The organism is Sulfurovum sp. NBC37-1, from assembly GCF_000010345.1.
Taxonomy (GTDB): Bacteria; Campylobacterota; Campylobacteria; order Campylobacterales; family Sulfurovaceae; genus Sulfurovum.
Map to the genome: position 1 here is coordinate 384,025 of NC_009663.1, position 24,576 is coordinate 408,600.

Below are 24,576 nucleotides of genomic sequence, written 5' to 3' on the forward strand. Positions count from 1 at the left end.
AACCAAAAAAATCTTTATTTCCTTTAATCCCAAAATTTTAAACAATAAATCAGATATAATATCTTTTTTCAAAACCAATCAGGATATTATTAAGATGCTGTCAACCATTAAACACAAACTCATTACACTGTTGCAACTGCTGCTTGTCATTATCTTTATACTTTTTGAAGAGATAATTTGGGAGGGAGTAGCCTACCCGGTCTATAAGTATGTACATTCGCTGAAGATCCTTCAAAAGGTCGAAGCAAAATTGCATGGGGTCAACCGATATGTGATCCTGGTCATCTTTGTAGTTATGCTGGCTTCTGTTGAAGCGTTTGGACTCTATGCAGGGTATATGTTTGTGAGCGGGCATATTCTTATGGGGCTTGCGCTCTATCTTACCAAGATCCCCATTGCGGCATTTACCTTCTGGATGTTCCGTGTGACCGAGGACAAGCTGATGCGTTTCGGCTGGTTCAAGTGGATCTACGAAAAGATCATGGCTGCGATAGACTGGCTGAAGTCACTGGATATATACCAAAGTATGATGTTGAAAATCAAAATGACCAAAGAGAAGATCAGGCAGTTCTGGCGGTCTGTCAAAGTAAAATATTTTAGTAAAGAATCTCCTTTTGTCACAAGGCTCAAAAAGCTCTATTACAGTGTCAAGCAAGCGTTGAAGAAGTAAGCAGGCATGGGAAAACGACCGGTCTGGTTCTGGCTCTTTACGGCCTTCGTCATCATTGTTGGATTGGTCATAGAGGTCAGGCCCCTGCATGATGTGGTGTGGAAATGGGTAGAAGATATATACCATTTCGCCAAAGAGAACCTTGTCGCTATCCTGGCGGCGTTCTTCCTTGTCAAAGGTAAGTTCATTCTCAAGATATTTTTGAAGAAGATCCTTTTTCTTTCCGCTACAGGGCTTGGAAAGCGTTACCTGATAGAACGTGTATTCACCTACCATTTCAAGATACATTTTCTCAACCACATCGCACTGGACCTGAAACGTCTTCTCAACCATGTCAAAAAGAATTTCATATCATTTCCTATGACAAAGAAGATCATTACAGCTTTTGCTTTTTTGGGCTCATTGGGTTATGTAGGTAAATTTATGGGTACGATGCTGGCATTGAAAGTATTCATTGCCAAGATTTGGTCATTTCTTTTGGCTATTGTACTCAAAACAGGTGCATCCATACTTTATTTTTTTACGGATTATATTTGGGGAAGCTGGTTGGCACCTATTATCGAGGTAGTGATATTCTCATGGCTGTTGGATATGCTGGAAAAAGTCCCTTTCCTGACGAACAGTATACGCTGGATGTATCATACGGTACGAAAGAGTTTCAGGTGGTTTGAGGAGCGTGTGGGCAGACTTTTTCATTATCCTGTACAAAGGGGCCTGAAGTGGCTGTTGGGAAAGACACGCAGGATGATCTATAAATTCATAGGATATAAAAGAGTGCCTGCCTACAAACAGTTAAGGGAGCTTCGTGCCTTTGAACCTAACAGGCAGCAGCAGTTGAAGCAAAAACGGGAAAAACAAAAAGATAAAAGAAGCAAACGTATTTCGAGATACAATCGATTCAAAAAAGAAAGAAAAAAATACCAGGCTCAGTAGGAGCGGTTCTTCATCGCCGTTTTGGCTTCCCTGTCGAGTGTTTTTGCTTTCATGTCCGCGCGCTTGTCGTGTAGCTTCTTCCCTTTGGCGATGGCAATGCTCACTTTGGCGTAGTTACGCTCATTGAAATAGATCATCAGGGGCACAATGGTCAGGCCGTCCTTGTGTACTTTGACATAAAGTTTTTCCAGTTCTTTTTTATGCAGAAGCAGTTTTCTTGGGGCACGGGTATCGGGGGTGAAATATTTGTTGGCGGTTTCAAGATGGGCGATATGGGCGTTCATGAGGTAGAGTTCACCCTTGATGAAACGGCAGAAAGCATCGGAAAGGTTGGCGCGCTTGGCACGCAGGGCTTTGACCTCCGCACCTGAGAGTACGATGCCCGCCTCGAACTTTTCAAGTATCTCATAATCGTGTCTGGCTTTTTTGTTCTGTGCTACGATATTGATGGCCAATGTCTGCCTTTACTTTGTTTTTCCGGAATTATAGCATATGGGCACCTCTAATAACTATAGATGTTCATAACATTGCCAGCTTTTGTCTAGGCTAGGCACTCTTTTGAAGGCCTAGCCGTAGCTAAGTCCCATTTTTGAGTCTATTAATGGTATGATGTCACATGGAAAAAAATGAACACGGGAACAATCCGCTGCACGGTATCAACCTCAAACAGATAGTGAACGAACTGGTAGAGGAGTTCGGCTGGGATGCGTTGGCCGAACGAATCAATATCCGCTGTTTTAAACATGACCCCTCCGTCAACTCCTGTCTGAAATTCCTTCGCAGAACACCCTGGGCACGTACCAAGGTGGAAAATCTTTATCTCAGAACAATTGTGAAAGAGGGAGAATAGATGTCAAAGTACGAACTGCTTCCTTTTTCCGGTCTGGATGAGGTGACCGTCAGCGAGATCAGCCGCCATACGAAGCGTATTATGTTCAAGAAGGGTGAAACGCTTTTTACGCAGGGTGAGTTGATGCGTTATTTCTACATTGTGATCCGGGGGAAGATCAAAAGCTACCAGCTCAATCTGAACAATGCCAAAGAGCAGACGATCTTCATTTTCCGAGAAGGTGATATGTTCGATACGATCGTGCTGCTTGACGGTCAGGAACATGATGTAATGTATGAGGCGCTTGAAGAGAGTGAAGTGCTGCAGATGCCCATAGAATTTGTCAGGGAACTCATTTCTACCAACAAGGAGTTCAATAGCAAATTCTTCCCCTATCTGGCGCGGCAGATGCGGCAGATGGAGGAACTGGCAACGGATCTCTCCCTCTTTAGTACATCAGAACGGCTCATCAAATTGTTGCTGCAGAATCTTGACCCCAATAACCTTATGAAGTACAATCTCATACAGGGACTTTCCCATACGGAGATCGCGAAACTCATAGGTACGGTGCGGCATGTGGTCGAACGACATCTCAAAGCGCTGAAGGCAGATGGCACCATAGAGACGAAGAACAGGAACATACAGATTGTCGATGCAAGAAAACTGCTGGATAAAATAAACCTTTTTTAAAGTTTCTGCTCCAAATTTTTATAAAAATGCAACCAAAGTAGCATTGGATTCTCCACTATACCCTTTATAATTCATTTAGATTTAGTCAAAGAGACTAAAAGTATGAAGCATAAAGGAGTCAAAAATGTTAGTAACAAAATACAACCCATATAATGAAGTGAAAAAAAGTTTCGATCTGTTCAATTCTTTAGTGCAGAATTTCGATGTAGCACGAGAAGAGGGGGCGATCGCCTCTTTTGTACCGAGAGTGAATACAAGAGAGGGTGAGGATGCCTACCATGTAGAGATTGACCTTCCCGGTATCAAGAAAGAAGATATCGAGATCACCACAGAAGACAATGTCCTGACCATTTCCGGTGAGAGAAAGATGAAGGATGAGGTCAAAGAGGAAGACTACTACAAAGTAGAGAGTGCCTATGGGAAATTCTCGAGAAGTTTCACGCTTCCGGAAAAAGTGGATATAGAGAACATTCATGCCGAATCCAAAGACGGTGTGCTTGAAGTGGTCATTCCAAAACTCAAAGAAGAAGAGAAAAAACCTAAGAAAATAGAGATCAAATAAGTTTTTTAAACTACACTCCGGCACGATGCAAATGGCAAAGCCACCCCTTCGGGGACGGTGCATCGCTTGTCGCATAGTTTAAAAAACAATGAAACTGAATAAAAAAAGAAAGAAAAAGAGAAAGGAGCCAACAATGGATGTAGTAAAAACAGCAAAAGATGTAGCCAATACAGTTGAAGAGAAAGTGGAGCACGGACTTGAAGTTGCAAAAGAGAGTTTTGCCAATGTGGCCAGCCATCTTCCTTTTGCCAACCTTGCCAAAAAAGGGAGTGATACTTTCCGTATCGAGATCGATCTTCCCGGGGTTGACAAGAAGGATATCGAGTTGAAAGTGGAAGATAATATACTGACAGTTAAGGCGACGCGCAAAATGAAGAATGAAGTGAAGAAAGAGGATTATTATCTCTGTGAGAGCAATTTCGGCCTTATCTCACGTTCGTTCGTACTGCCGGAAGGCATCGACAAAGACAAAGTGGATGCCAAATATGAAGACGGAAGACTCTACATCACCCTTGAAAAAGAGGAATCCAGAAAAGCGAAAAGCATTAGCGTAAAGTGATAGGCTTAGGGAGACTGTTCTCCCACCCTATCATCAGCTAAGATGTACTATACTCTCTACACTACTCTCCCATAAGGACAATTACAGATGCAAAAATGGTTTGAAAACAACAAAGTAATGATGCTGATGAGTGCGGTTGTCTTTATTGGAGGCTATTTCTTTCTTCGTCTTGCCTATCATATGAGTGACAAGATGCCTTTTACACAGGAGATCATTCTGATAGTCCTGGGGACACTGGCGACCATTCTGATCACGGCACTCCTGCTGAACAAGCAGACTTCCGTGGAGCTGGAGAAAGAGCAGAGCATCAAGTTCATCGAGCTGAAAACCGAGACCTATGAGAAGCTCATCGATACCATCGAAGAGATGGTGATCCACAAAGACATCACTGCCGATGACCTGATACGTTTGAAGTTCCACACGCACCGACTCGCCATCTTTGCTTCACCTGCCGTACTGGAAGAGTATGAACATTTTCTGGATATTTTCAATAAAATGATCGCAGAAGACAGGCATGTAAGCATGAAAGATGAAGACATTCTCTCAGAAGCCCTGGCAAAGCTGACGGTCTATATACGCGCTGATCTGGTCGGTGAACTGGATGAAGAGAGTGGTCATACGGCCAAAGAGATCAGAGATCAGATCATCGCGAACGCGACCTAATCCTTCACTCGAAAGAACGTACTGCCGCTACCGCTGAAGAACCACCCTTTGGTATCGAGTTTTTCCAGTGCGGGGCAGGTGGAAAGTGCTGCAGGATAGAGGTCATTGAGGGCGACGGGGTCTGCAATGAGCTGTAGGAGTGTTCCTGAATCCATGTTTTCCCATCCGAAGAAGGATTTTGGGTCCAAAGTTCGCAAGAGGTACTTGTGGTAGGTTTGGTAGACTTTGGCTGTGTCACATCCGATATCGGGTGTAAAAAGCTCCAGTTTGAGGGGTGTTTCCCTGAATGGCTCGACGATCTCTCCAAAACCGCGTACATTGGCACTGGGATAGTTGTAGACAAAAAAGGGAACATCCGCCCCGATGCTGCTGCCCAGTTTAGCCAGTGCATCGGTACTGAGAGGATTCTGTGAAAGCGAATTTATAAGACGCATGAACGCCCCTGCATCAGAGCTGCCTCCGCCAAGCCCCGCCTGTGAGGGGATGGATTTTTCCACCACGACTTTATGCGACTTGAAGAAATCTTCAAGTTTCGGGAAGGGTTCGAGCAGTGCTTCATACGCTTTGTATATCGTATTGAAATGTAGAGGCACCCCTTTACATCCTTCCAGTGTAAAACTGTCAAATGTTCCGGGAACAAGAGTGATGGTATCGTAAAGGTCATCCACGCGCATGAAGCGGGAGAGCAGGGTATGATAGCCGTTCTCATGGCCGGTAATTTTGAGGAAAATGTTAACTTTTGCGTGGGCATTGATGCTGTACATGTAGGACCTTGGGAGATGAGTTTTTAGTGTTGGGAATGATTATAGCATGGAGAGACTTTTAAGTCATTGTTTTATAGTGTTAGACAAAATGTGAGCCCTGTCTGTGGATATAAACACCAAATGGCCGGAAACAAATATATTTCTTGGAATAATCTGGTACAATCTGAAAACAATGAGGAATAATTTAGAGAAAAATTTTGACGTTTTGCTTAAGGGAGAGTATCTTCCTACTTTTAGTCCCCCCCCAAAAAAAAATTATATTACTACAAGGAAAAACCAATGATCAATATGATGATCGGATTTTTTAAAGACTATTTCAAATACAAAGAACCCGCCAAGAAACAGCAGCGCTGGATGGAAAAGTACTGTGAACAGAACGGCTACACCATCAATCCCAGTTGGATGATGGCTACCAACCTCAAAAGCAACCTATGTGAAATGGAAGAGACATTCGGCAAGCGTTACTGCCCTTGTTTCGAACCGTCTGGAGATAAGGAACTGGACAAGAAGATGATGTGCCCGTGCGACTATGTCGAAGATGAGATCAAAGAGTACGGTACCTGCCACTGTGCTCTTTTCGGACCGGCAGATCTGAGCAAGGCAGAGTGGAAGGCTTCGTCCAAGCGTCTGATGGAAGAGTATCAGGTACCAAAGAACCTTAAAAACGGTGTACTCGACACCCGCGGTATGCCACTGGACCATCGACGCGGATTACCGGTACCCGATATGATGCATCAGGTCAAAGCGGTACTCAACGGCTACAAAGGGAATACGCTTATAGTGATCGTTGAGCGCGAGCAGGAGGCACTCAATCTGGAAAAAATCGCCCAGTACAGAGGGTATAGGTGTTCATGGGAACAAAAAGATGGATTTATCGAGGCGGAACTTATATTAAGAGCTTAATGGCTGCCTGCAATCAGGGTGTATCCTCAAATTTGGGTATGCGGTTAAATCTGTATTTCACTGCTTCCCCAACGATTTCAATAATGGAGAAAAAGTTTGAAGTCTCTATGAGGTAGATACCATTTTCTTTGGCCTCAAAATAATCGACAGAGAGTTTTTTCCCCAGCTCCAGATACGCTTCATCACCCGTGTATATATTGGAAGGGATGGCCAGATGTGTAAAAGGGTCAAGTGCTTTTTCATTTTCATAATGGAACTGTCCTTCATGGATACGGTGTAAAGAAGAGAGTGTTGCATCGACCCTGAGCCTGTCGGCGATGAGAGCTCCGAGACTCCGGATGTAGGTGCCTTCGCTGACCGTGGCTTCAAAATGTATGAAAGGATGGTTATAGTTGATCAGCGTGATCTCATAAATGGTAGAGGTGATCTGCTTGAGGTCTATCTCTTTCCCTTCACGTGCCAGTTCATAGGCCCGCTTTCCGTTGACCTTTTTTGCCGAGAACCTGGGGGGATAGTAAGTTAACTCCCCTTTGAATGATTGCAATACCTCTTCTATAGTTTTCTGAGAAAAAGGTGCTACCTCACGAATGGAATCCACTTTTTCGATATCGAGACTGGGAGAGTTTGCGCCCAGCCATAAAGTCGCTTTATAGCTTTTAGGTGTTTTGTTGAGGTATTGGAAGAGTTTGGTGTACTGTCCGGTGGCTACGATTAGACAACCCGTGGCAAAAGGGTCCAGCGTACCGGAAAACCCCACTTTTTTTGTGTTGTATTTTCTTTTGACATATCCCATATAGCCGTTGGAAGTGCGGAAAATGGGTTTGTTGACGACGAATAATCTGTTCATTAAATCAGATCGACTGCACAAAAGAACTCAATATCTCTTTCTTGTTCCCGCCGAAATTGATGAGCAGTTTATACTCTTTGCCCGATTTGGTCGCAGCCTGGACCCGTCCGATACCGAAGATCTTGTGTTTGACGAGATCGCCTTTTTTGAACGCGGCCTGTTTGGTGATCTTGAGCGAGGCATCCTGGATGAGGCCTGCTTCTCCGAGGAAACGGCTTTTGTCTATCATCTTTCTGCGGCCTTTGTAGAATCGGCTGTCGACGTAACATAGTGTCAGGTCGGACTTGGCCCGGGTGATGGCGACATATCCCAGACGACGCTCCTCTTCCATGTTGCTGCCTTCACCGAGCAGTGGGAAGAACTCCTCTTCAAGCCCGATGACGAAGAGATGTTCGAACTCCAGTCCTTTGGCGGCATGGATGCTCATGATGGTGATGGCATTCTCTTCTATCTGGTCCTGGTCGCTCTGCAGGGAGATGTCATTGAGGAACTCTTCGAGTGTAAGGTCTGGGTTCTTGATGACAGCGTCACGGAAGTAGCCGTAGAACTCATCGATGTTCAGAATGCGGTCGAAGCCGTCCACCATAGCGGCATAATGGTCTTTGAGTTTGATGCGTTCTTCAAAGAGAGTGATGAAGTTGCCCAGGGAGGTCTGCATCTCTTCACGCAGTACCTCTATGTCCTCCAGCAGGTTTGCCAGTGCGGCCGATACTTTTTTACTGACCACATTCGGAAGTTTCCCGTTGCTACTCTGTTCGATATATTCATAGAGTGAAAGATGGGAATCGAACGCAGCTTTTTGCAGTTTCTCAATGGAAGCTTTTCCTATACCGCGTTTCGGCTTGTTGATGATGCGGATAAGAGAGAAGTCATCATGGGGGTTCGTCAATACCCTGAAATAAGAGATGATGTCTTTGATCTCCGCACGTTCATAGAAGCGCATGCCGCCAATGAGTTTAAAGGCAAGTCCCTCTTTGGTAAAGCCCTCTTCAAGTGAGCGTGAAAGTGCATTGATACGGTATAGTACGGCGATCTCGTCAGGGTCCACGCCGGAATCGATGAGCTCATGTATCTCGTGGGCAATGGCTTTAGCTTCCATAGACTCATCCAGTGAGTGCAGCAGTTTGATCTCTTTGCCTTCTCCTTTATGTGAAACAAGCTTCTTCCCCAGCCTGGTAGAATTGTGTTCGATGAGTGCATTGGCCGCTTTCAGAATGGGCTCTGTGGAACGGTAGTTCGTTTCGAGTTTGACTGTTTTCGTATTTTCAAAATGATCTGCGAATTCAAGAATATTTCTTATGTTCGCACCCCTCCAGCCGTAGATACTCTGGTCGTCATCTCCTACCACACAGAGGTTGTTGTGTTCGGAACAGAGATGTTCAAGCAGGCGGAACTGCAGCTCATTGGTATCCTGGTATTCGTCCACCATGATGTACTTGTAGCGGTTGCTGGTCTCACGTCTGAGTTCTTCATTCTCATCGAGGATCCTGTATGTCAGCATCAGGAGATCATCAAAATCGACCAGGTTATTTTCTTCGATGTTTGCCTGATACTGTTCGTAGATCCTGGCGACTTTCTTGTAATCGGGAAGTTCCGCTTTTTGAATGACCACCTCAGGGGTGAGCAGTGAGTTCTTGTATTTGGAGATCTCAGAGGCAATAAAAGAGAGGTTCAGGTCGATCTTCAGCTCTTTGGCAATGGAACGTAACAGCCTTTTTTTGTCATCGCTGTCGATGATCACGAAGTTATTGCTTCTCCCCAGCTTTTCGATATGGAATTTGAGAAAGAGCAGGCCGAATTTATGGAATGTACACAAAAGCGGAGGGTAGGAGACCTTTGTCGGCATCAGTTTGAGAGCACGTTCACGCATTTCTGCAGCCGCCTTGTTGGTAAAGGTCAATGTCAGGGTATTTGCAGGATCGATGCCGACCTCTCCGACAAGGTAGGCAAGTCTGGCAGTGAGTGTTTTGGTCTTCCCGCTGCCGGCACCTGCAAGTATGAGCATAGCACCGTCTATATGTTCTACCGCTTCACGCTGTGAGGGATTGAGTTCGTTCGATATCTGTTCCATTGGGTCGTTACTCTCCTATATATAGTATATATTATATCGTTTTATCTTTAATCATGATATATGTGTCCTATAGCGTATGCCTGATGTCAGTAAGTTAACAAAAAAGCATTTTTAAAGTTAATATAATATTAATAAGTCCAGCTTATGTATTTTAAGGAAACTGCGTTATAATTCATTTATAAATAATTAAATGAATAAATTAATACAATAAGGACAGATAATGTTAAAGGATTTTGTAAAACTCGAAACATTCCTCACGGTAGCCCGTGAAAGAAGTTTTTCAAAAGCATCGGCAAAACTGGGTATCTCCCAGCCGGCAGTGACACAGCAGATCAAATTCATTGAGAAATATCTGGCGGTCAAGGTTATTGAAAGAAAAAAGAACGGTATCAAATTGACCCCTGAAGGTGATGAGCTCTACAAGATCGCTACAAGACTTGAAAAAGAGATCCATGCGGCGGAAAAAGATATTTTGAAGATCATCAACAAAGAGATGACGTTCAGACTGGGTGCTTCCTATACCATCGGAACCTATGTTATTCCCGGAGAGTGTCTCAATGCCATGAGTCAGGCTATCAACAACGATGTCAACCTCAGTATCGATATGAGTGCGAATATCATTGAAAAACTCAAAGAGAGAAAACTTGATGTCGGTCTGATCGAATCTCCTGTGATGGACAGCGATGTGATCTACAGAGAATGGATTGAAGACGAATTGGTCGTTGTCAGTAATGTGCCGATCCCGAAGATACTTAAAACTGAAGAGCTTTATAATTACAGATGGGTCTGCCGTGAAGAGACTTCGCATACCAGAAAGGTCGTCTCAGAGGTATTTGAAGACCTCGGTGTCTCCTGTAAAAGTTTTGATGTGGTCTCCGAAGTGAGTAATACAACAGCGGTACTTCAAACGATCAAGAAAAGTAAGAAAAGTACGGATAAACCTGTGGTTTCCATTATTTCAAGGCATGCCATCGCAGATGAAGTAGCTAACGGTGAACTCTTTGAAGCGAGAATCAGAGGGTATACTATGACACGCAAATTCTACATAGTATACTCAAAAGAGAACAAACACAATGCCTATGTGGATAATGTGGTAGATTACATCCTTGCAGGCCGCTGCTAGGGATCGAAGAAGCGTTACTGCTTCTTCTTGAGAAGTTTTTTATTCTCGGGATTGTTGAGCAGGGCTTCCATGGAATTCTTTGTTTTGTCTGCCTGCTTTTGTGGTATCACCGGATCAGCAAGATTGATAACGATGGGATGCTCTCCCACGAAAAGCTGTTTGATCGCAAGCAGCGGTACCTGCACGGTTGATCCGAAATTCTCGCTTCCGAACCCCGCTTCAAATACAAAATACTCATCATCGACTTTAGCACTTTCATATGTATAGCCGCTTATGACGAAAAGTACGGTCTCATTGAAACTTTCCCTGATGTCGGAGGGTAGTTCAGGCTCGAATGTGATATATTCCGTTTCACAGGCGATGGCGAACTCCTGGTTCTTTTCAAAAAGATAGATGATCGTTTTGGCAATATGGTCTTTCATCAGTGTTCTGTACTGGGGTGTCTGGAAAAGGTTCATTGTCATCATATCCCTTTAAGTTCGTATATCATAGTGGTTTAGAATTTTAAATCCTATCATAGCATTGATTAAAGCTACATGTGTGTACTTGTGCAATGCTTCTTTCGTAATATCTGCTGTTGCTAAAAACCCTTCATCGATCAGTTTGCTTCTCATAGTCCCCTGAAGCAGAGGTTTTACGGGGGTGACCCACTTTCCCCCATCATAAAAAGCGATATTGGAGATAGTGGTATCGGTCAGCAACCCCTCTTTTTCAATGATGATCTCATCGACATTACTGTTCATTCTCAGGAGGGTATCGAAAGCCTCCCTGTCGGCATATTTGTGGGCATACTCAATGTTTGAGGGGATGATCCTGAGTGTAGTGATCTTTTTGGGTACATAGGGAATGTACTCAATGGAATGCAGTTGGGTATCGTAAAGGATGCGGCATCGGTAGAGACCCTTTTGGGGTGCTTCTATGATCTTGGAAAGTGAAAGGGGGTCTTCGGCATTAAAGAGGGTGCTTCTGCTGTGGTCAAGCCGTGCCTGATGGTAGGGAAGGTTAAAGACTTCCCCCTCTTCTATTTTAATGGTTTCAAGGAGAAGAGGGGAAGCAGGGTGCATATTCGTTGCGATACCAGTTAAATGTCGAATAACTCTGTAGAGAGATAGCGTTCTGCAGTGTCGCAGAGAATGGTTACGATCGTTTTACCTTTGTTCTGTGGCCGTGAAGCGACAAGAGAGGCGGCATAGAGATTTGCCCCTGACGAAATACCGACCAGAAGACCTTCTTCTCTTGCCACTTTTTGTGCCATATTGAATGCATCTTCATTGCTGACAGAAACAACCTCGTTGTAGATATGTGTGTTGAGTATTTCCGGAATGAAGCCTGCACCGATCCCCTGTATTTTATGGGCGCCTGCAGGTCTGCCTGAAAGGACGGCAGAGTTTTCAGGCTCGACTGCAATGGCTTCAAGCAAGGGGATCTCCGCCTTGAGAACTTCCGAAGTTCCGGTCAGTGTCCCGCCTGTACCTACAGCGGCGACAAATATATCGACCTTTCCTTCCGTATCGTGAAGGATCTCCTTTGCTGTGGTCTTTCTGTGAATATCCGGATTGTCCTTGTTGCTGAACTGCTGCAGAACGATGGCGTCATCGATCTCTTTTTCCAGAGAAAGGGCTTTGTCAATAGCACCGTTCATCCCGTTCGCCGCAGGGGTCAATACCAGTTCAGCCCCAAGGTAGGTCAACAGCTTTCGCCTCTCGATACTCATGGAGTCAGGCATGGTGAGGATCAGTTTCAAGCCCCTGGCTGCACAGATCGCGGCCAGACCGATGCCGGTATTTCCGCTGGTAGGTTCGATGATCGTACTTTCTTGGGTGATATGGCCTTGCTTCATGGCCTGATTGATCATATTGAATGCAATCCTGTCTTTGACCGAAGAGGTAGGATTCATGAATTCACATTTTCCAAGGATCGTTGCACCCGTTTTTTCCGAAAGGGAATTGATCTTTACAAGCGGAGTGTTGCCTATGAGTTCTTCAATATTGTTCGCGATCATTTAATCTCCTGATTTATCATATAATATTATACGACATTATTACTTTTGGCTTAATGACTTGAACTCGAAATTTTCATCGTCATAATAGACGATCTCTCCATTTTCGATGTTGTAATGCCAGCCATGGAGGAAAAGGGTTCCTTCCTCGACACGTTTTTTGACACCGGGATAGCTAAGAAGGTTGTCAAGCTGGAAGACAACGGAGATCTTTTCCGTGTAGCGCTGCAAAACTTCTTTTGTGCTGTCCCGATGGGCAAGGAGGGCCACTTTCTTCGCTTCCTGTCCCAGTTCGAGCCATTTGATAGTATGGATATTCTCCGGTGTCTGTTTGATATCTTTGTAGAGTGCCGAAATGGCACCGCAGTCCGAATGTCCGCAGACAATGATGTCGGAGACTTCCAGAATGCTCACGGCATATTCTATAGCAGAGGCCGTTGCATGGAAATCGGCATCAGGGTTGAAGGGAGCTACGAAGTTGCCGATATTTCTGACAATGAAGAGGTCTCCCGGTCTGGAGCTGGTGATCATGGCAGGCATGACCCTGGAGTCACTGCAGCCTATGAAAAGGGCTTTGGGATTCTGCCCTTCATCGACCAGTTTTCGGAAACGCTCTTTGCTTTTGTTGAAAGCGATCTTTCTGAAGGCTTCATGCCCTGTTTCAAACTCTTTGAGACGGTTATCCATGTTTGACTTCTTTGATGGAATAGGCTAATGTTTCTCCTGCATACATGGGGACTACGTCATTGTAGTCTGCCGGAACTATGAAAGGTTTTTTCTCCAGAATGACTTCTTTTGCAACCGGGCTTATACCGTAGATACTTTGGGCATTTCCCGAAATGAATGCCTGCAGGTTGTCAAGTGCATCATGTGTTTCAAAAAGTTCGGTGAGTACCTGCAGGGCAATGGGTGCGGTAAAGACACCTGCCGCACAGCCGCAAGCCTCTTTGGCATGTTTTGGGTGCGGTGCGGAATCTGAGCCGAACATCACTTTGGGATGGGCTTTCAGCGCAACGTTCAGCAGTGCTTCCCTGTCCTCGGGACGCTTGGCGATGGGTTTGCAGAAGAGATGCGGCTGCAGCATGCCTCCTGCTACGTCATCGAGGGTAATGAGAAGGTGGTGTAAGGTGATCGTGGCATAGAGGTTGTCAAACCTCTCAAGCGCCTCTACGCTCTCCTTGGTCGTGATATGCTCCATGATGATCTTGAGTTTCGGGAACGCAGCAGCGAGTTTTTCGTAAATGGAGACGAACTCCATCTCCCGGTCCATAACGAAACCATTGGTCTCTCCGTGAATGCACAATGGGATATTCAGATCGCTCATCGCTTCAAGCGTTGGCCGCAACTCCTCTACGTCAAAACCGCTTACACCCCCTTCGGAATTGGTCGTGATCCCGGCAGGGTATAGTTTGATAGCCGTAAGTTCTTCTCTGAGGGATTCAAGAAATTTTCTATCATAATCAGGTTTGAAAAAGAGTGTCATGTAGGGGGTGAATCTTTCCTCGCCTACAGCTTCCATAATACGCTCTCTATAGGCAACGATCTCTTCTTCACTACTGACAGGCGGTACGAGATTGGGCATGATGACGGCACCGCTGAAGGTATGGGCGCTCTCTTTGGCAATATTGCTGAGCATCTCACCGTCTCTGAGGTGCAGGTGCATATCTAACGGGGCATCAAGTCTCACTGTTGTTGATGGCATCAAAATCCTTTATGACGTAATATTGCGAACGGGTTTCATCTTTGGGAACGAACCAGTAGATAATTTTCATTTTGCCACAAAAAGCATTAAGGTTGCGTAAAGCATCGGGTTTTGGGGGTGCAAATGTAACGACCGGATAGTCTATGCCCCCGGGGAAAAGCTGGTTGCATCTCAAAACGCGCAGGGTACTGGCCGTCAATGCCTTATGGGGGGCATTGAATTCGAACTGCCACTTGGCATACTCGGAACAGGTAGGATAGTAGCGGCAGTTTGCCGGAAGCATTTTGGAAATGTACTGATACCCCCTGATCGGAGCCGTCCAGAATTTGCTGTTTTTTGGTCTGCTGTTTGCTATGGAATACTCCTTGTCCGTCCGTTCTGTACGATGTATGACTCTGCCATATTGACAGCATGATAGATAGTGGTACCGTATTTTCTGCTGTAGTATTGTAACAGCAGTTTCTGCAAAGTTGGCTCAATGGATGGGGTGAACCAGCCGTTGTTGCTGAGAACGATCATATTCCTGGGTCGCCCTTCATAAAGTTTTTCAGAAGTCGCTTCAAAACAGATAGCGTTTCTATAGGTTATGTCGTTGACGGTGTAGTCGGTTACGTTGCTGTCTGCCTTGTAGTCCACGGCTCCGTCATAAAAGACTTTATTGACCCAGTCACTGAGAAAGTCGGGCAGGGGGTTGCTCTCTCCAAAAGGGACCAGCAGGACCTTGTTGGCGATCCGGACCGTGCTGTCGGTAAAGATATAGGTGGAGTTTCTGGGGGTTTTGCCGTCCCAGTAAAGTCCGCCTGCAACGATAGATATCTTTCCCGACCTTTGTTCGAGTGCCTGCATCAAAGATGCCGAGCGTTTGAGGAATACCGGAAAGACCGATTCGGGCAGGATCACCAGACTTTTGTTCTCATCTATAGCTTTATCGATGGCGGTAAACAGGGTATTGAACTGTTGAGGATGCAAGGTTTTGTCCCATTTCTCTTCCACGCTGGTGTATGTCGTGACAATGCGAATATCTTGAGGAAGATTTATTGCTGTTGTGGACAGAGGCTGCCAGGCGAAAAGTACAAGAAACAGATAGACATACTGTTTTTTCCATAACGTCAATACAATACCGGCAAGGATAATCGCAAATTGCCACTTCTGTATACCGAAATAGCTTTCAACGAAGATCAGTTCGGGCTTGAACCAGTCGAAGCCGAAAGGGTGGATGTAGCTTAGTCCCAAAAGGCCGAGGGCTTTCAGGCTCAGAGTGAAGAGTGTCGGTTTGAGTTGCATTGCAACACTTTTATTGATAGTTGGGATTTTTTCTGCCAGAAAAGCAATGGCCCAAAAGAGCGTGCCATAAAGCAGTCCCGTGACAATCACAACGATCGGAACAGCCCAGGGCATGTGGTAGTGGTTGAAGCTCAGGGCGATCCACCAGAACCAGAAAATACCAATGAAAAACCCCGTGACCGGCCAAATGGTTCTGTCGGCGGAGAGGAGCAAATAGAGAAAAGAAATCCCCAAAATCGAATTGAGCCAGAAGAGGGAAAATCCCCAGTGATCAAGGTAGATGAAGGCGGAACCGAGAAGAGCGGTGGTCAAGCCTCTTGTTAGTACAAAGGTGCTAAAATGTCTACGAAAATTTCTCAATTTACTCAAAAGGATTCCTATGGGAGCAGAACAAGGAAGCATGATAGGTTCGTTTCTACCGCTTATCATCTTATTCGCAATTTTCTATTTTTTGATCATCAGACCACAGCAAAAGCAGGTCAAAGCACACAAAGAGATGCTTACAAGCCTTGAAAAAGGTGACAAGATCGTTACCAGTGGCGGGCTTATTGCTACTATCGTTAAAGTTGAAGAAGATTTTATCAAAATCAAACTAAATGATGACACTGTTGTAAAACTCGACAAAGCATATGTGGCAAAAAAGGTTGAAACAGGTAATGAAAACGCTTAATTTCAGAGTTATACTCTTTATTTTCGCACTGATCTTCGGTGTGGTATTCTCCATTCCTTCCCTCACCCAGAGCGAGAGCGGGAAGAAGATCACCCTTGGGCTTGACCTGCAGGGCGGACTTCATATGCTCCTTGGGATCAAAAGCGATGTTGCCATCGCATCCCGTACAAAATCGATAGCCGGAACGGTCAAATATATTTTTGACGATGAAGAGATCATTTTTGACGACCTTCGTATGGTTGACGGTGACAAGGTGACTTTCGAACTGCTTGACAGTGACGATGTGGCCAAGGCGACCGCACTTTTGAAAAAAGAGATCCCGGGGATCGTTATAAACCAGAACGGTATGAAATTCACTGTTCAAATGACACCCGAAGAGATGGCAAGGACCAAACAGAATGCCATCAAGCAGGCGGTCGATACCATCAGGAACAGGCTGAATGAGTTTGGCCTGGCCGAGCCGACAGTGGCGAAACAGGGTGAAGACAAGATTCTGGTTGAAGTGCCGGGTATCAAGACACAGGCAGACGAGCAGCGTATCCGTGAACTCATCGCCAGAGCGGCACACCTGCAGCTGATGGCTGTGGATGAAGACCGTGCAGCAAGAGTGTCGACCATGAGCGCTGCTGAAGCAAAGAGTTATGGTGATGTGATCCTCAAGGATGTCAATACCAACGAAAAGTATCTGCTTCGACAGATCCCTGTACTTGACGGTTCGATGCTGACCGATGCCAAAGTGGGCTTCGACAAAAGTAATATGCCAGTGATCAATTTCTCACTCAATGGACAGGGTGCCAAGATATTCGGTGACTTCACTGCCAAAGCGGTGGGGAAACGTATGGCCGTCGTGCTGGACAATAAGGTCTATTCGGCACCTGTGATCCGTGAGAGGATCGGTGGCGGGCATGTGCAGATCTCGGGTAACTTCAAGCTTGAAGAGGCACACGATATCGCGATCGCACTGCGTTCCGGGGCTTTGCTCGCTCCGGTCTTTGTGATGGAGAAGCGTTCAGTCGGCCCAAGCCTTGGTGCAGACAGCATCAAGGCAAGCTCTATAGCATTGGCACTCGGTTTCATTCTGGTCATCGCCTTTATGGTGATCTACTACAGTATGGCAGGAGTCATCGCAAATGTGGCCCTCGTAGGGAACCTCTTCCTGATCCTCGCGATCATGTCGCTCTTTGGTGCGACACTGACACTGCCGGGTATGGCGGGTATCGTCCTGACGGTCGGTATGGCGGTGGATGCGAACGTTATTATCAACGAGCGTATCCGTGAACTACTGCATGAAGGGAAGTCCATAGCCAAAGCGATAGAAGACGGTTATGACAATGCCTTTACGGCCATTCTGGATGCCAACGTGACCACGCTGATCGCAGCGGTCGTACTCTATGCCTACGGTACGGGAGCCATTAAAGGTTTCGCCCTTACGATGAGTATCGGTATCCTTGCTTCGATGCTGACAGCGATCGTCGGAACACACGGTATCTACCAGTGGCTGCTTCCGAAAATGCGCAAAGAGAGATTGAACTTCTGGTTCGGTATTAAAACTGAGGGGGCAAAATAATGGAACTGTTCAGACTGAAAAAACCGCTCTCCTTGATGAGCCAAAGCAAACGTTTCGGTATTCTTTCCGTGGTGGTTGTGATCCTTTCACTGGGACTCATCCTCACCAAAGGATTCAACTACGGGATAGACTTTGCGGGCGGTACGCTCGTACAGGTGAAATACGAGGGCAAAGCCCCCATTGAGAAGGTGCGTAAAGCCATCAGTGTCGACAAGAATTATGAAAGCGCGACCGTGACCTACTTCGGCAGTGACGACGAAGTCGTGATCCGTACGAAAATGAGTTCGAAAGCACTGGGTGAAGATCTCAGTGACAAAATGACGCAGCTCCTGAAAGGTACAGGCAAGTTCGAAGTAAGAAGGGTGGATATGGTCGGTGCCAAAGTCGGTTCCGAACTTCGTGAAAAAGGGCTCATGTCCATGTTCCTTGCGATCCTCGGTATTCTCATCTATGTCTCATTCAGGTTCGAGTGGCGATTCGCCGTGGCATCGGTCATGGCTTTGATACACGATGTTACCATTGCTATGGGAGCGGTAGTGCTTTTCGGCATCGAGGTGAATCTCGATACCCTTGCAGCGCTCCTGACCATTCTGGGGTACTCCCTGAACGATACGATCATCGTCTTTGACCGTATCCGTGAAGGGATCAGGACGATTAAAAAACCTGATCTTGCATCGATCATCGACGAGTCGGTCACGCAGACACTCTCAAGAACGACACTGACTTCACTGACGACTTTCTTCGTTGTCTTTACATTATGGATGTTTGGAGGTGAGATCATTCACGGATTTGGATTTACGCTTCTTGTCGGTATTGTTGTGGGTACCTACTCATCGATATTTGTGGCGTCTCCGATCCTGATGTGGCTTGGATTCGATGTTTCCAACTTTAGAGAGAAAGAGGCGGAAAAGCTCAAAAGAGAGAAAGAGAAAGAGAAAATGCGTGCCATGTACGAGCAGGGGACGGTCTAAAAGCGGCATAGCACTTTTAGGCCTGAAGCATTAAGAGTAGAGAGTTATGGTATGCTTTTCTTAACGAAAAGCTTTTTTAAAGGAGCAGAATAATGCAATGGGGCAAGGTTTTTTATATCTTTTTTACGCTGATGTCACTGACGACATCGGCGGCGTTCTTGTACGAGAATTCAACGGTAGCACTCTTTATCGCCGGTTCGGTGAATGTGGTCTCGACCATTCTGAAGATCGGAGTGCGAAATATCCTTTCTGCGGAACTCCTGGCCGGCTCACTGGTCGCTGACCTTCACCTGATACCGGCGTTCTTTGCCCTGCAGTTCTATGATAACGACAAGATAGCTGTCGGCCTGGTCATTGGTGCTGTGATCGCCAATCTCTATACGATATTCGTTTCCATGATCGAGAGTGCGAAAGAGAAAGCCGATTTTTAAGAACATGTCGGGGATCGGTATATGGAACTTGTAATTCAGATGCCGGCACTTACAGGGGATGACAGTGAGCTGAAACGCTCTGAGATCAAACACTATTTTCAACACTGCTTTAAACGATACGAATCACTTTTTGAAACTGTAGCCAAAGAAGAGGCTTACTTCATCAAGGCGGATCCTCTCCGCCACCCGATCATTTTTTATTACGGCCATACCGCTACATTCTTCATCAACAAACTCAAACTTGCCAAGATCATTGACGAACGCATCGATGCCGGACTGGAATCCATCTTCGCGGTCGGAGTGGATGAAATGAGCTGGGACGATCTCAATGAACAACACTACAACTGGCCGACCCTTTCACATACACAGGCATACAGGGAGGAGGTCTATACCCTGGTTTCCGAACTGATCGACACCCTTCCTTTGACACTGCCCATTACACAGGATTCGCCCTGGTGGGTGATTCTGATGGGGGTCGAGCATGAGAATATCCATCTGGAGACTTCTTCCGTTCTGATACGTCAGCTTCCTCTTGAAATGCTACAGGAAACGGAACTTTGGAACACTTGTGAAGCATCCGGTGAAGCACCGGAGAACGAGTTGCTTGATGTAGCAGGCGGCAGGGTGCTTCTCGGTAAAGGAAAAGATGCCGCCTATTTCGGATGGGACAACGAATACGGCCACCACCAGGCGGATATCCCCGCATTCAAAGCTTCCAGATACCTTGTTTCCCATGCCGAGTATCTGGAGTTCGTAAAGGCTGGCGGCTATGAGAATGATGCCCTCTGGAGTGAAGAGGGTGTTGCCTGGAAAGGTTATATGAAAGCGAAGCATCCTCTTTTCTGGATAAAAGACAAGAGCCAGACAAGCGGTTACCGTCTGCGTACCATGCTCTCGGAGATCCCTCTGCCGATGAACTGGCCGGTAGAGGTAAACTGTCTGGAAGCGGAAGCCTTTTGCCGGTGGCTGGGAGAAAAAGAGGGCAGGAATATCACTCTTCCTACGGAAGATGAGTATATGCGTCTGCGGACCGTTACGAAGGTACCCGGGTATGCCAAATGGTCTTCCAGTACTTCGGTACCGGGAAATATTGACCTGAGGGCTGCCGCCTCTTCCGTACCGGTCGACCGGTATGAGCATAACGGATTTTACGATGTCATAGGGAATGTATGGCAGTGGAGCCGTACGCCGATCTATCCTTACGAAGGATTTGAGGTACATCCGGTCTATGATGATTTTACTGTACCGACTTTTGACGGGAAACACAATCTCATCAAAGGCGGTTCGTGGATCAGCTGCGGCAATCTGGCACTGGAGAAGAGCCGCTATGCATTTCGGAGACACTTCTATCAGCATGCAGGTTTCCGTTATGTCGAGAGCCGCTACGAAGAGAAGGTGACGACAAACCCGTACACGACCGACAGAATCATTTCGCAATATTGCCATTTCGGCTGGGGGGAGAATAGGCTGGGAGTGAAGAACTACCCTGCCAAATGTGCTGCACTGATCGTTGAACATATGCAGGACAGACCCAGAAGACGTGCCTTTGATATTGGTTGTGCTATTGGAAGAAGTACTTTTGAACTGGCACGCTACTTCGATGAAGTGATCGGGGTGGACTTCTCAGCACGATTCATACAGGAGGCAGAGAAACTCAAAGAGAGTGGCACGCTGCGTTATGTGATGCCTGCAGAGGGTGAACTGGAATCATTCCATGAAGTATCGCTTGCACAGCTTGGTCTGGACAAAGAACGGCAGAAGGTCGATTTTTGGCAGGCGGATGCCTGCAACCTCAAACCAATTTTCGATGACTTCGACCTGATCTTTGCGGGGAATCTGCTGGACCGGCTGTACGACCCGAAAAAATTCCTCAATTCTATCGCGCCGCGTTTAAATGAGGGAGGCCTGTTCGTTCTGACTTCTCCCTATACCTGGCAGGAAGAATCCACGCCCAAAGAGAAGTGGATAGGAGGATACAAAAAAGACGGAGAAAATGTGACCACCTTTGAGGGACTTAAAGAGATACTGGAGAAAGACTTCAAACTGATAGACAGAAGGGATGTTCCCTTTGTCATTCAGGAGACAGCAAGAAAACACCAGCATACCATTGCCGAGATGACCGTATGGGAAAAGAAATGATGTTCGAAGCCGTTGACAGAAGCGGTACCTATACGACCAAGTATGAAGATGCGGTCAAGAAGTTCGGTACAGATGATCTCCTGCCTCTGTGGGTAGCAGACATGGACCTTGCTTCTCCGGCCTGTGTACAGGAAGCACTGGTCAAAAGAGCGAAGCATCCTCTTTACGGCTATACGGTCTACCCGGAACGCTATTATGAAGCGATAGAAAGCTGGTATGAAAGGGCGTACGAATGGCGGATAGCGCGGGAATGGATCGTACCGTGCTATGGGGTCGTTCCCTCTATGAACTTTGCCATTGAAGCCTATACGAAGGCGGGAGACAGCATTCTTATTCAGACACCTATCTACCCGCCTTTTGTCTCTTCGGTGAAACACCGGAAACGCAAAGTGCTTGAGAACACTTTGGTATATCAGGATGGAAAATACAGGATCGATTTTGCAAATTTTGAAGCAAAAGCGAAAGAAGCAAAACTTTTCCTGCTCTGCTCTCCGCACAACCCTACGGGACGAGCATGGGACAGGTCCGAACTTGAGCAGATCATTGATATTTGTATTGAGAATGAAGTCCTGATCGTTTCGGATGAGATCCATGCCGATATGGTATATCGGAAAACACATCATGCGCTGGGCAGTTTCGAAAAGATCCGGAAGTATTGTGTCATACTCAATGCACCTTCCAAAACCTTCAATGTTGCAGGTCTGAATACCTCTTTTGCCATCATCCCCGATGCCCGTATGCGAAGAGCTTATAGACTCGAGCAGGACAGGTCGGGCATTACCAACGGCAACCCGTTCGGCATAGAAGCATTAATGAGCGCCTACGAGGAAGGCGAAGCATGGCTCAAGGCTTTGAAAGAATATTTGCAGGGAAATATCGATTTTGTCAAAGAGTATTTGAAAAAACATCAGATTCTTATTGTCCCCGTAGAGACCGAAGCGACCTTTCTGATGTGGCTTGACTGCCGGGCGATGGGAATGACTCATGAAAATTTGGTACAATTCTTCATTCAGAAAGCCAAACTCGGTCTCAATGACGGAAAGAGTTTTGGAGAATGCGGAGACGGTTTCATGCGTCTGAACATAGCGACATCCAGAGAAGTTTTGCAGGAAGCGATGGAGAGATTAGAAAAAGCCTACAGGGAAAAGAAGTGAGTAGAATGAAGAGAAGTATCGTATGGTTCTTTGCCTTGACAATGTATATACATGCATTGCCTGCCGGGATCAACCAGATCATCGGCAAATCGGGGATCCCGAAAAAAGATATCAGTATCTATATCAAAGAAGCAGGGAACAGTAACCGTGTAGTCGCTTCGCTCAATGCCGATAAATCACGTACACCGGCATCTGTGGTTAAAGTTCTGTCTACTTATGCAGCTGTGCTGAAACTTGGGTTTGACTATCGCTGGCCCACAAAATTCTACAGCACGGGGAAGATAAAAAACGGGGTACTCTACGGTGATCTTCTGATCAAAGGGTTCGGCGACCCGACACTTTCTGACAAGGACCTTCCGGAGATCGTAGCGAAGATCAAGGCCAAAGGAATACGGCAGATCACCGGCAATATCGTGATTGACAGAAGCTACTTCAAGGTGGGGACCAAAGACAACTCCGGTTTCGACCAGCATACCTACAGCCCCTACAATGCCATGCCGGATGCCATGATGTTCAATGAGCGGATCAGTACTATTTGCGTCACTCCCAAAAAAAATGTAGTGACGAAGCAGACCCCGGATGCAAGCTACAGGGTGGTGAACAAGCTCAAGCCGGTCAACAAACCCTGCAGGGGACGCTACTCCTGGCCTTCATTCAAAGTGGATAAGAAACAAAATCCTACAACGGTACTGTTGAAAGGACCCATTTCAAAGCATTGCGGTACACGCAAGCTTTGTCAGGTCATTACCAAACCCTACAAATCGTTTTATTATGCGCTGAAGGATGCGTTGCAAAAGTCCGGTGTCTCTGTAAAAGGTGGCTTCCGACTCAACAAGATCCCGAGAGATGCCAAAGAACTCTTTACTCACTATTCCCAGCCACTGGAAAAGATCATCTCCAAAACCGCGAAAAAATCCAACAATCTATACGCGCGTCATATCATGCTTTTTCTGGGTGCCAAGATGTACGGGGCGCCTTCGACACTTTCCAAGGGGAGACAGGCCGTAGAGTACATTCTCAAAAGCAGGGGAGCGCTCAAGAGCGGTCCTCTGCATATCGACAACGGCTGCGGACTCTCACGCAGCTCAAGGATCACAGCAAAGATCCTGGCGGGTGTCCTTGACGATGCCTATACAAGATACGGGATGAGATGGATGAAAACACTCTCCATTGCAGGAGTGGACGGTACAATCAAAAGACGTTTTCGCGGTACCATTGTCCGAAACCGTGCCTGGATGAAGACAGGTACACTCAAACGTGTCAAGAATATCAGCGGATATGTCAAAAGCAGAAACGGCAGGGTCTACACAACGGTGATCTTGGTCAATACCAAGAAGGGCAGATGGAAAGCGGCGCAGCTGCAGAACAACATCATCAAATGGCTTGTGACCTATAAAGGCAGGGGTACCTATGTGGCAAGGACAGAACCAAAACAAGTTTCCGTGTCTAAAAAAACAGAGAAAAAAACATCTCCGATCCAGACAGAAAATGTACGCTACAGTATACAGGCAGGCTCCTTTTCCAATCCACCCAATGCCTATTACCTTTCCAACATTTCCAAACTGGGACTGGAATACAGGATAGCAAAAGAGAACGGCTACAAAGTTTTCATCGGTGATTACAAAAGTAAAGATGCTGCAGGTGTAGTGCTGAAGAAAGTCAAAGAAAATATCTCTTCAGGTGCCTTCCTTGTGGAAGAGAGCAACACAACACCAAGCAAAGCAGCAATACTTTACTGAGAATATCATTGTATTCCTTATTTTGTTAATTGGTTGAATCTAAATCTAAAAGTTTGGATTTTTTAGAACTTATATAGAGTACTAACCCAAAAATAAATATGACTACCAGAGAAAATGCAAGATGCATATCTGTATTAAAACCATAAGACATATCGCCTACCACACCATTAACGGGTCTCATATAGTCATCTCCATAGAGTATTTGACCTAATATATTAGAAATGACCCCTGTCGTTCTATTGAGTATCCAGATAAAAAGAGAGCTGAAAATAAGTATCTGTCCAGTTTTACGTTTGTTCATGGTGT

The 24,576-nt window shown here is 46.0% G+C and carries 28 protein-coding genes; 16 read left to right on the top strand and 12 right to left on the bottom strand.

Features of this window, described 5'->3' with window-relative positions:
* Nucleotides 1-94 precede the first annotated feature (94 nt).
* Together SUN_RS01940 and SUN_RS01945 are read left to right on the top strand one after the other, a co-directional pair.
* Complete coding sequence (locus tag SUN_RS01940) at nt 95-670, top strand: hypothetical protein (RefSeq protein ID WP_011980066.1); 576 nt, start codon at nt 95-97, stop codon at nt 668-670.
* A 6-nt stretch (nt 671-676) separates the two neighbouring features.
* Complete coding sequence (locus tag SUN_RS01945; protein ID WP_011980067.1) at nt 677-1,603, top strand: hypothetical protein; 927 nt, start codon at nt 677-679, stop codon at nt 1,601-1,603.
* On the opposite strand, the gene smpB is transcribed toward SUN_RS01945, so the two are convergent.
* Complete coding sequence (gene smpB, locus SUN_RS01950) at nt 1,597-2,058, bottom strand: SsrA-binding protein SmpB (protein ID WP_011980068.1); 462 nt, start codon at nt 2,056-2,058, stop codon at nt 1,597-1,599. The genes SUN_RS01945 and smpB overlap by 7 nt on opposite strands.
* A gap of 161 nt (nt 2,059-2,219) precedes the next feature.
* Between smpB and SUN_RS01955 the strand changes: the two genes are divergently transcribed.
* The 5 genes from SUN_RS01955 to SUN_RS01975 all read left to right on the top strand — a co-directional run bounded on the left by SUN_RS01955 (nt 2,220) and on the right by SUN_RS01975 (nt 4,906).
* Nucleotides 2,220-2,453, top strand: coding sequence for a VF530 family DNA-binding protein (locus tag SUN_RS01955; RefSeq protein ID WP_011980069.1), 234 nt, complete (start codon nt 2,220-2,222; stop codon nt 2,451-2,453).
* Nucleotides 2,454-3,122 carry a Crp/Fnr family transcriptional regulator gene (locus tag SUN_RS01960; protein WP_011980070.1) on the top strand — a complete coding sequence of 223 codons (669 nt, stop codon included), beginning with the start codon at nt 2,454-2,456 and terminating at the stop codon, nt 3,120-3,122.
* A gap of 124 nt (nt 3,123-3,246) precedes the next feature.
* Complete coding sequence (locus SUN_RS01965; RefSeq protein ID WP_011980071.1) at nt 3,247-3,684, top strand: Hsp20/alpha crystallin family protein; 438 nt, start codon at nt 3,247-3,249, stop codon at nt 3,682-3,684.
* A 133-nt stretch (nt 3,685-3,817) separates the two neighbouring features.
* Entirely contained in the window at nt 3,818-4,243 is a 426-nt protein-coding gene (locus SUN_RS01970) for an Hsp20/alpha crystallin family protein (protein WP_011980072.1), read from the top strand.
* A gap of 87 nt (nt 4,244-4,330) precedes the next feature.
* Nucleotides 4,331-4,906: a hypothetical protein gene (locus SUN_RS01975; protein WP_011980073.1), complete on the top strand. Its 576-nt coding sequence runs from the start codon at nt 4,331-4,333 to the stop codon at nt 4,904-4,906.
* Here the strand turns inward: SUN_RS01975 and SUN_RS01980 are convergent.
* The gene (locus SUN_RS01980; protein WP_011980074.1) at nt 4,903-5,670 is read right to left on the bottom strand and encodes a 4-(cytidine 5'-diphospho)-2-C-methyl-D-erythritol kinase; all 768 of its coding nucleotides are present in this window, start codon (nt 5,668-5,670) and stop codon (nt 4,903-4,905) included. The genes SUN_RS01975 and SUN_RS01980 overlap by 4 nt on opposite strands.
* 279 nt (nt 5,671-5,949) lie before the next feature.
* Between SUN_RS01980 and SUN_RS12915 the strand changes: the two genes are divergently transcribed.
* Nucleotides 5,950-6,573, top strand: a complete 624-nt coding sequence (locus SUN_RS12915; RefSeq protein ID WP_011980075.1) for a ferredoxin-thioredoxin reductase catalytic domain-containing protein — start codon at nt 5,950-5,952, stop codon at nt 6,571-6,573.
* Nucleotides 6,574-6,586: 13 nt separating this feature from the next.
* On the opposite strand, the gene truB is transcribed toward SUN_RS12915, so the two are convergent.
* Nucleotides 6,587-7,420: a tRNA pseudouridine(55) synthase TruB gene (gene truB / locus SUN_RS01990; RefSeq protein ID WP_011980076.1), complete on the bottom strand. Its 834-nt coding sequence runs from the start codon at nt 7,418-7,420 to the stop codon at nt 6,587-6,589.
* Between the two features lie 4 nt (nt 7,421-7,424).
* On the bottom strand, nt 7,425-9,491 hold the full coding sequence (locus SUN_RS01995) for an ATP-dependent helicase (RefSeq protein ID WP_011980077.1): 2,067 nt from the start codon (nt 9,489-9,491) through the stop codon (nt 7,425-7,427).
* A 220-nt stretch (nt 9,492-9,711) separates the two neighbouring features.
* On the opposite strand from SUN_RS01995, the gene SUN_RS02000 reads away from it, so the two are divergent.
* Complete coding sequence (locus SUN_RS02000) at nt 9,712-10,614, top strand: LysR family transcriptional regulator (RefSeq protein WP_011980078.1); 903 nt, start codon at nt 9,712-9,714, stop codon at nt 10,612-10,614.
* Between the two features lie 14 nt (nt 10,615-10,628).
* On the opposite strand, the gene SUN_RS02005 is transcribed toward SUN_RS02000, so the two are convergent.
* From SUN_RS02005 to SUN_RS02035, 7 genes are read right to left on the bottom strand one after another with little or no spacing between them, the layout of a single operon-like run.
* Nucleotides 10,629-11,081: a hypothetical protein gene (locus SUN_RS02005; protein ID WP_232501344.1), complete on the bottom strand. Its 453-nt coding sequence runs from the start codon at nt 11,079-11,081 to the stop codon at nt 10,629-10,631.
* 6 nt (nt 11,082-11,087) lie between these two features.
* A complete protein-coding gene (locus SUN_RS02010) occupies nt 11,088-11,678 on the bottom strand; it encodes an aminotransferase class IV family protein (protein WP_011980080.1) in 591 nt (196 codons plus the stop codon).
* A 17-nt stretch (nt 11,679-11,695) separates the two neighbouring features.
* Nucleotides 11,696-12,616: a cysteine synthase A gene (cysK, locus tag SUN_RS02015; RefSeq protein ID WP_011980081.1), complete on the bottom strand. Its 921-nt coding sequence runs from the start codon at nt 12,614-12,616 to the stop codon at nt 11,696-11,698.
* Between the two features lie 39 nt (nt 12,617-12,655).
* Nucleotides 12,656-13,300 carry a carbonic anhydrase gene (locus SUN_RS02020; protein ID WP_011980082.1) on the bottom strand — a complete coding sequence of 215 codons (645 nt, stop codon included), beginning with the start codon at nt 13,298-13,300 and terminating at the stop codon, nt 12,656-12,658.
* Entirely contained in the window at nt 13,293-14,315 is a 1,023-nt protein-coding gene (gene pyrC, locus SUN_RS02025) for a dihydroorotase (protein ID WP_011980083.1), read from the bottom strand. The genes SUN_RS02020 and pyrC overlap by 8 nt, the downstream gene beginning before the upstream one ends.
* Nucleotides 14,290-14,670 carry a membrane protein insertion efficiency factor YidD gene (gene yidD / locus SUN_RS02030; RefSeq protein WP_255322720.1) on the bottom strand — a complete coding sequence of 127 codons (381 nt, stop codon included), beginning with the start codon at nt 14,668-14,670 and terminating at the stop codon, nt 14,290-14,292. The genes pyrC and yidD overlap by 26 nt, the downstream gene beginning before the upstream one ends.
* Nucleotides 14,667-15,968 (bottom strand): apolipoprotein N-acyltransferase, encoded by a 1,302-nt coding sequence (locus tag SUN_RS02035; RefSeq protein WP_011980085.1) that lies wholly within the window; start codon nt 15,966-15,968, stop codon nt 14,667-14,669. Before SUN_RS02035 ends, yidD begins: the two co-directional genes overlap by 4 nt.
* A 10-nt stretch (nt 15,969-15,978) precedes the next feature.
* Here SUN_RS02035 and yajC point away from each other — a divergent pair, with 10 nt between their 5' ends.
* The 7 genes from yajC (at nt 15,979) to dacB (ending at nt 24,270) form a co-directional block, all read left to right on the top strand.
* Nucleotides 15,979-16,269, top strand: a complete 291-nt coding sequence (gene yajC, locus SUN_RS02040; protein WP_011980086.1) for a preprotein translocase subunit YajC — start codon at nt 15,979-15,981, stop codon at nt 16,267-16,269.
* Entirely contained in the window at nt 16,256-17,836 is a 1,581-nt protein-coding gene (gene secD / locus SUN_RS02045; RefSeq protein ID WP_011980087.1) for a protein translocase subunit SecD, read from the top strand. Before yajC ends, secD begins: the two co-directional genes overlap by 14 nt.
* Nucleotides 17,836-18,807, top strand: coding sequence for a protein translocase subunit SecF (gene secF / locus SUN_RS02050; RefSeq protein WP_011980088.1), 972 nt, complete (start codon nt 17,836-17,838; stop codon nt 18,805-18,807). Before secD ends, secF begins: the two co-directional genes overlap by 1 nt.
* Before the next feature lie 92 nt (nt 18,808-18,899).
* Complete coding sequence (locus SUN_RS02055; protein WP_011980089.1) at nt 18,900-19,238, top strand: DUF6394 family protein; 339 nt, start codon at nt 18,900-18,902, stop codon at nt 19,236-19,238.
* 21 nt (nt 19,239-19,259) lie between these two features.
* Entirely contained in the window at nt 19,260-21,377 is a 2,118-nt protein-coding gene (ovoA, locus tag SUN_RS02060; protein WP_011980090.1) for a 5-histidylcysteine sulfoxide synthase, read from the top strand.
* Nucleotides 21,362-22,531, top strand: a complete 1,170-nt coding sequence (locus SUN_RS02065) for a MalY/PatB family protein (RefSeq protein ID WP_232501345.1) — start codon at nt 21,362-21,364, stop codon at nt 22,529-22,531. Before ovoA ends, SUN_RS02065 begins: the two co-directional genes overlap by 16 nt.
* A gap of 5 nt (nt 22,532-22,536) precedes the next feature.
* Complete coding sequence (dacB, locus tag SUN_RS02070) at nt 22,537-24,270, top strand: D-alanyl-D-alanine carboxypeptidase/D-alanyl-D-alanine endopeptidase (RefSeq protein ID WP_011980092.1); 1,734 nt, start codon at nt 22,537-22,539, stop codon at nt 24,268-24,270.
* A gap of 25 nt (nt 24,271-24,295) precedes the next feature.
* On the opposite strand, the gene SUN_RS02075 is transcribed toward dacB, so the two are convergent.
* Nucleotides 24,296-24,571, bottom strand: coding sequence for a hypothetical protein (locus SUN_RS02075; protein ID WP_083760386.1), 276 nt, complete (start codon nt 24,569-24,571; stop codon nt 24,296-24,298).
* Nucleotides 24,572-24,576: the final 5 nt, after the last annotated feature.

What these genes read in the sequence shown, in the direction of transcription:
- yajC (WP_011980086.1), top strand. Translation starts at nt 15,979, where the DNA reads ATGGGAGCAGAACAAGGAAGCATGATAGGTTCGTTTCTACCGCTTATC.
- SUN_RS02010 (WP_011980080.1), bottom strand. Translation starts at nt 11,678, where the DNA reads ATGCACCCTGCTTCCCCTCTTCTCCTTGAAACCATTAAAATAGAAGAG.
- SUN_RS02020 (WP_011980082.1), bottom strand. Translation starts at nt 13,300, where the DNA reads ATGGATAACCGTCTCAAAGAGTTTGAAACAGGGCATGAAGCCTTCAGA.
- pyrC (WP_011980083.1), bottom strand. Translation starts at nt 14,315, where the DNA reads ATGCCATCAACAACAGTGAGACTTGATGCCCCGTTAGATATGCACCTG.
- SUN_RS01955 (WP_011980069.1), top strand. Translation starts at nt 2,220, where the DNA reads ATGGAAAAAAATGAACACGGGAACAATCCGCTGCACGGTATCAACCTC.
- truB (WP_011980076.1), bottom strand. Translation starts at nt 7,420, where the DNA reads ATGAACAGATTATTCGTCGTCAACAAACCCATTTTCCGCACTTCCAAC.
- secF (WP_011980088.1), top strand. Translation starts at nt 17,836, where the DNA reads ATGGAACTGTTCAGACTGAAAAAACCGCTCTCCTTGATGAGCCAAAGC.
- SUN_RS02055 (WP_011980089.1), top strand. Translation starts at nt 18,900, where the DNA reads ATGCAATGGGGCAAGGTTTTTTATATCTTTTTTACGCTGATGTCACTG.
- SUN_RS02005 (WP_232501344.1), bottom strand. Translation starts at nt 11,081, where the DNA reads ATGATGACAATGAACCTTTTCCAGACACCCCAGTACAGAACACTGATG.
- SUN_RS01940 (WP_011980066.1), top strand. Translation starts at nt 95, where the DNA reads ATGCTGTCAACCATTAAACACAAACTCATTACACTGTTGCAACTGCTG.
- SUN_RS02000 (WP_011980078.1), top strand. Translation starts at nt 9,712, where the DNA reads ATGTTAAAGGATTTTGTAAAACTCGAAACATTCCTCACGGTAGCCCGT.
- dacB (WP_011980092.1), top strand. Translation starts at nt 22,537, where the DNA reads ATGAAGAGAAGTATCGTATGGTTCTTTGCCTTGACAATGTATATACAT.
- SUN_RS01975 (WP_011980073.1), top strand. Translation starts at nt 4,331, where the DNA reads ATGCAAAAATGGTTTGAAAACAACAAAGTAATGATGCTGATGAGTGCG.
- SUN_RS01970 (WP_011980072.1), top strand. Translation starts at nt 3,818, where the DNA reads ATGGATGTAGTAAAAACAGCAAAAGATGTAGCCAATACAGTTGAAGAG.
- ovoA (WP_011980090.1), top strand. Translation starts at nt 19,260, where the DNA reads ATGGAACTTGTAATTCAGATGCCGGCACTTACAGGGGATGACAGTGAG.
- SUN_RS01945 (WP_011980067.1), top strand. Translation starts at nt 677, where the DNA reads ATGGGAAAACGACCGGTCTGGTTCTGGCTCTTTACGGCCTTCGTCATC.
- cysK (WP_011980081.1), bottom strand. Translation starts at nt 12,616, where the DNA reads ATGATCGCGAACAATATTGAAGAACTCATAGGCAACACTCCGCTTGTA.
- SUN_RS01995 (WP_011980077.1), bottom strand. Translation starts at nt 9,491, where the DNA reads ATGGAACAGATATCGAACGAACTCAATCCCTCACAGCGTGAAGCGGTA.
- SUN_RS02065 (WP_232501345.1), top strand. Translation starts at nt 21,362, where the DNA reads ATGGGAAAAGAAATGATGTTCGAAGCCGTTGACAGAAGCGGTACCTAT.
- SUN_RS12915 (WP_011980075.1), top strand. Translation starts at nt 5,950, where the DNA reads ATGATCAATATGATGATCGGATTTTTTAAAGACTATTTCAAATACAAA.
- SUN_RS01965 (WP_011980071.1), top strand. Translation starts at nt 3,247, where the DNA reads ATGTTAGTAACAAAATACAACCCATATAATGAAGTGAAAAAAAGTTTC.
- secD (WP_011980087.1), top strand. Translation starts at nt 16,256, where the DNA reads ATGAAAACGCTTAATTTCAGAGTTATACTCTTTATTTTCGCACTGATC.
- SUN_RS01980 (WP_011980074.1), bottom strand. Translation starts at nt 5,670, where the DNA reads ATGTACAGCATCAATGCCCACGCAAAAGTTAACATTTTCCTCAAAATT.
- SUN_RS01960 (WP_011980070.1), top strand. Translation starts at nt 2,454, where the DNA reads ATGTCAAAGTACGAACTGCTTCCTTTTTCCGGTCTGGATGAGGTGACC.
- SUN_RS02075 (WP_083760386.1), bottom strand. Translation starts at nt 24,571, where the DNA reads ATGAACAAACGTAAAACTGGACAGATACTTATTTTCAGCTCTCTTTTT.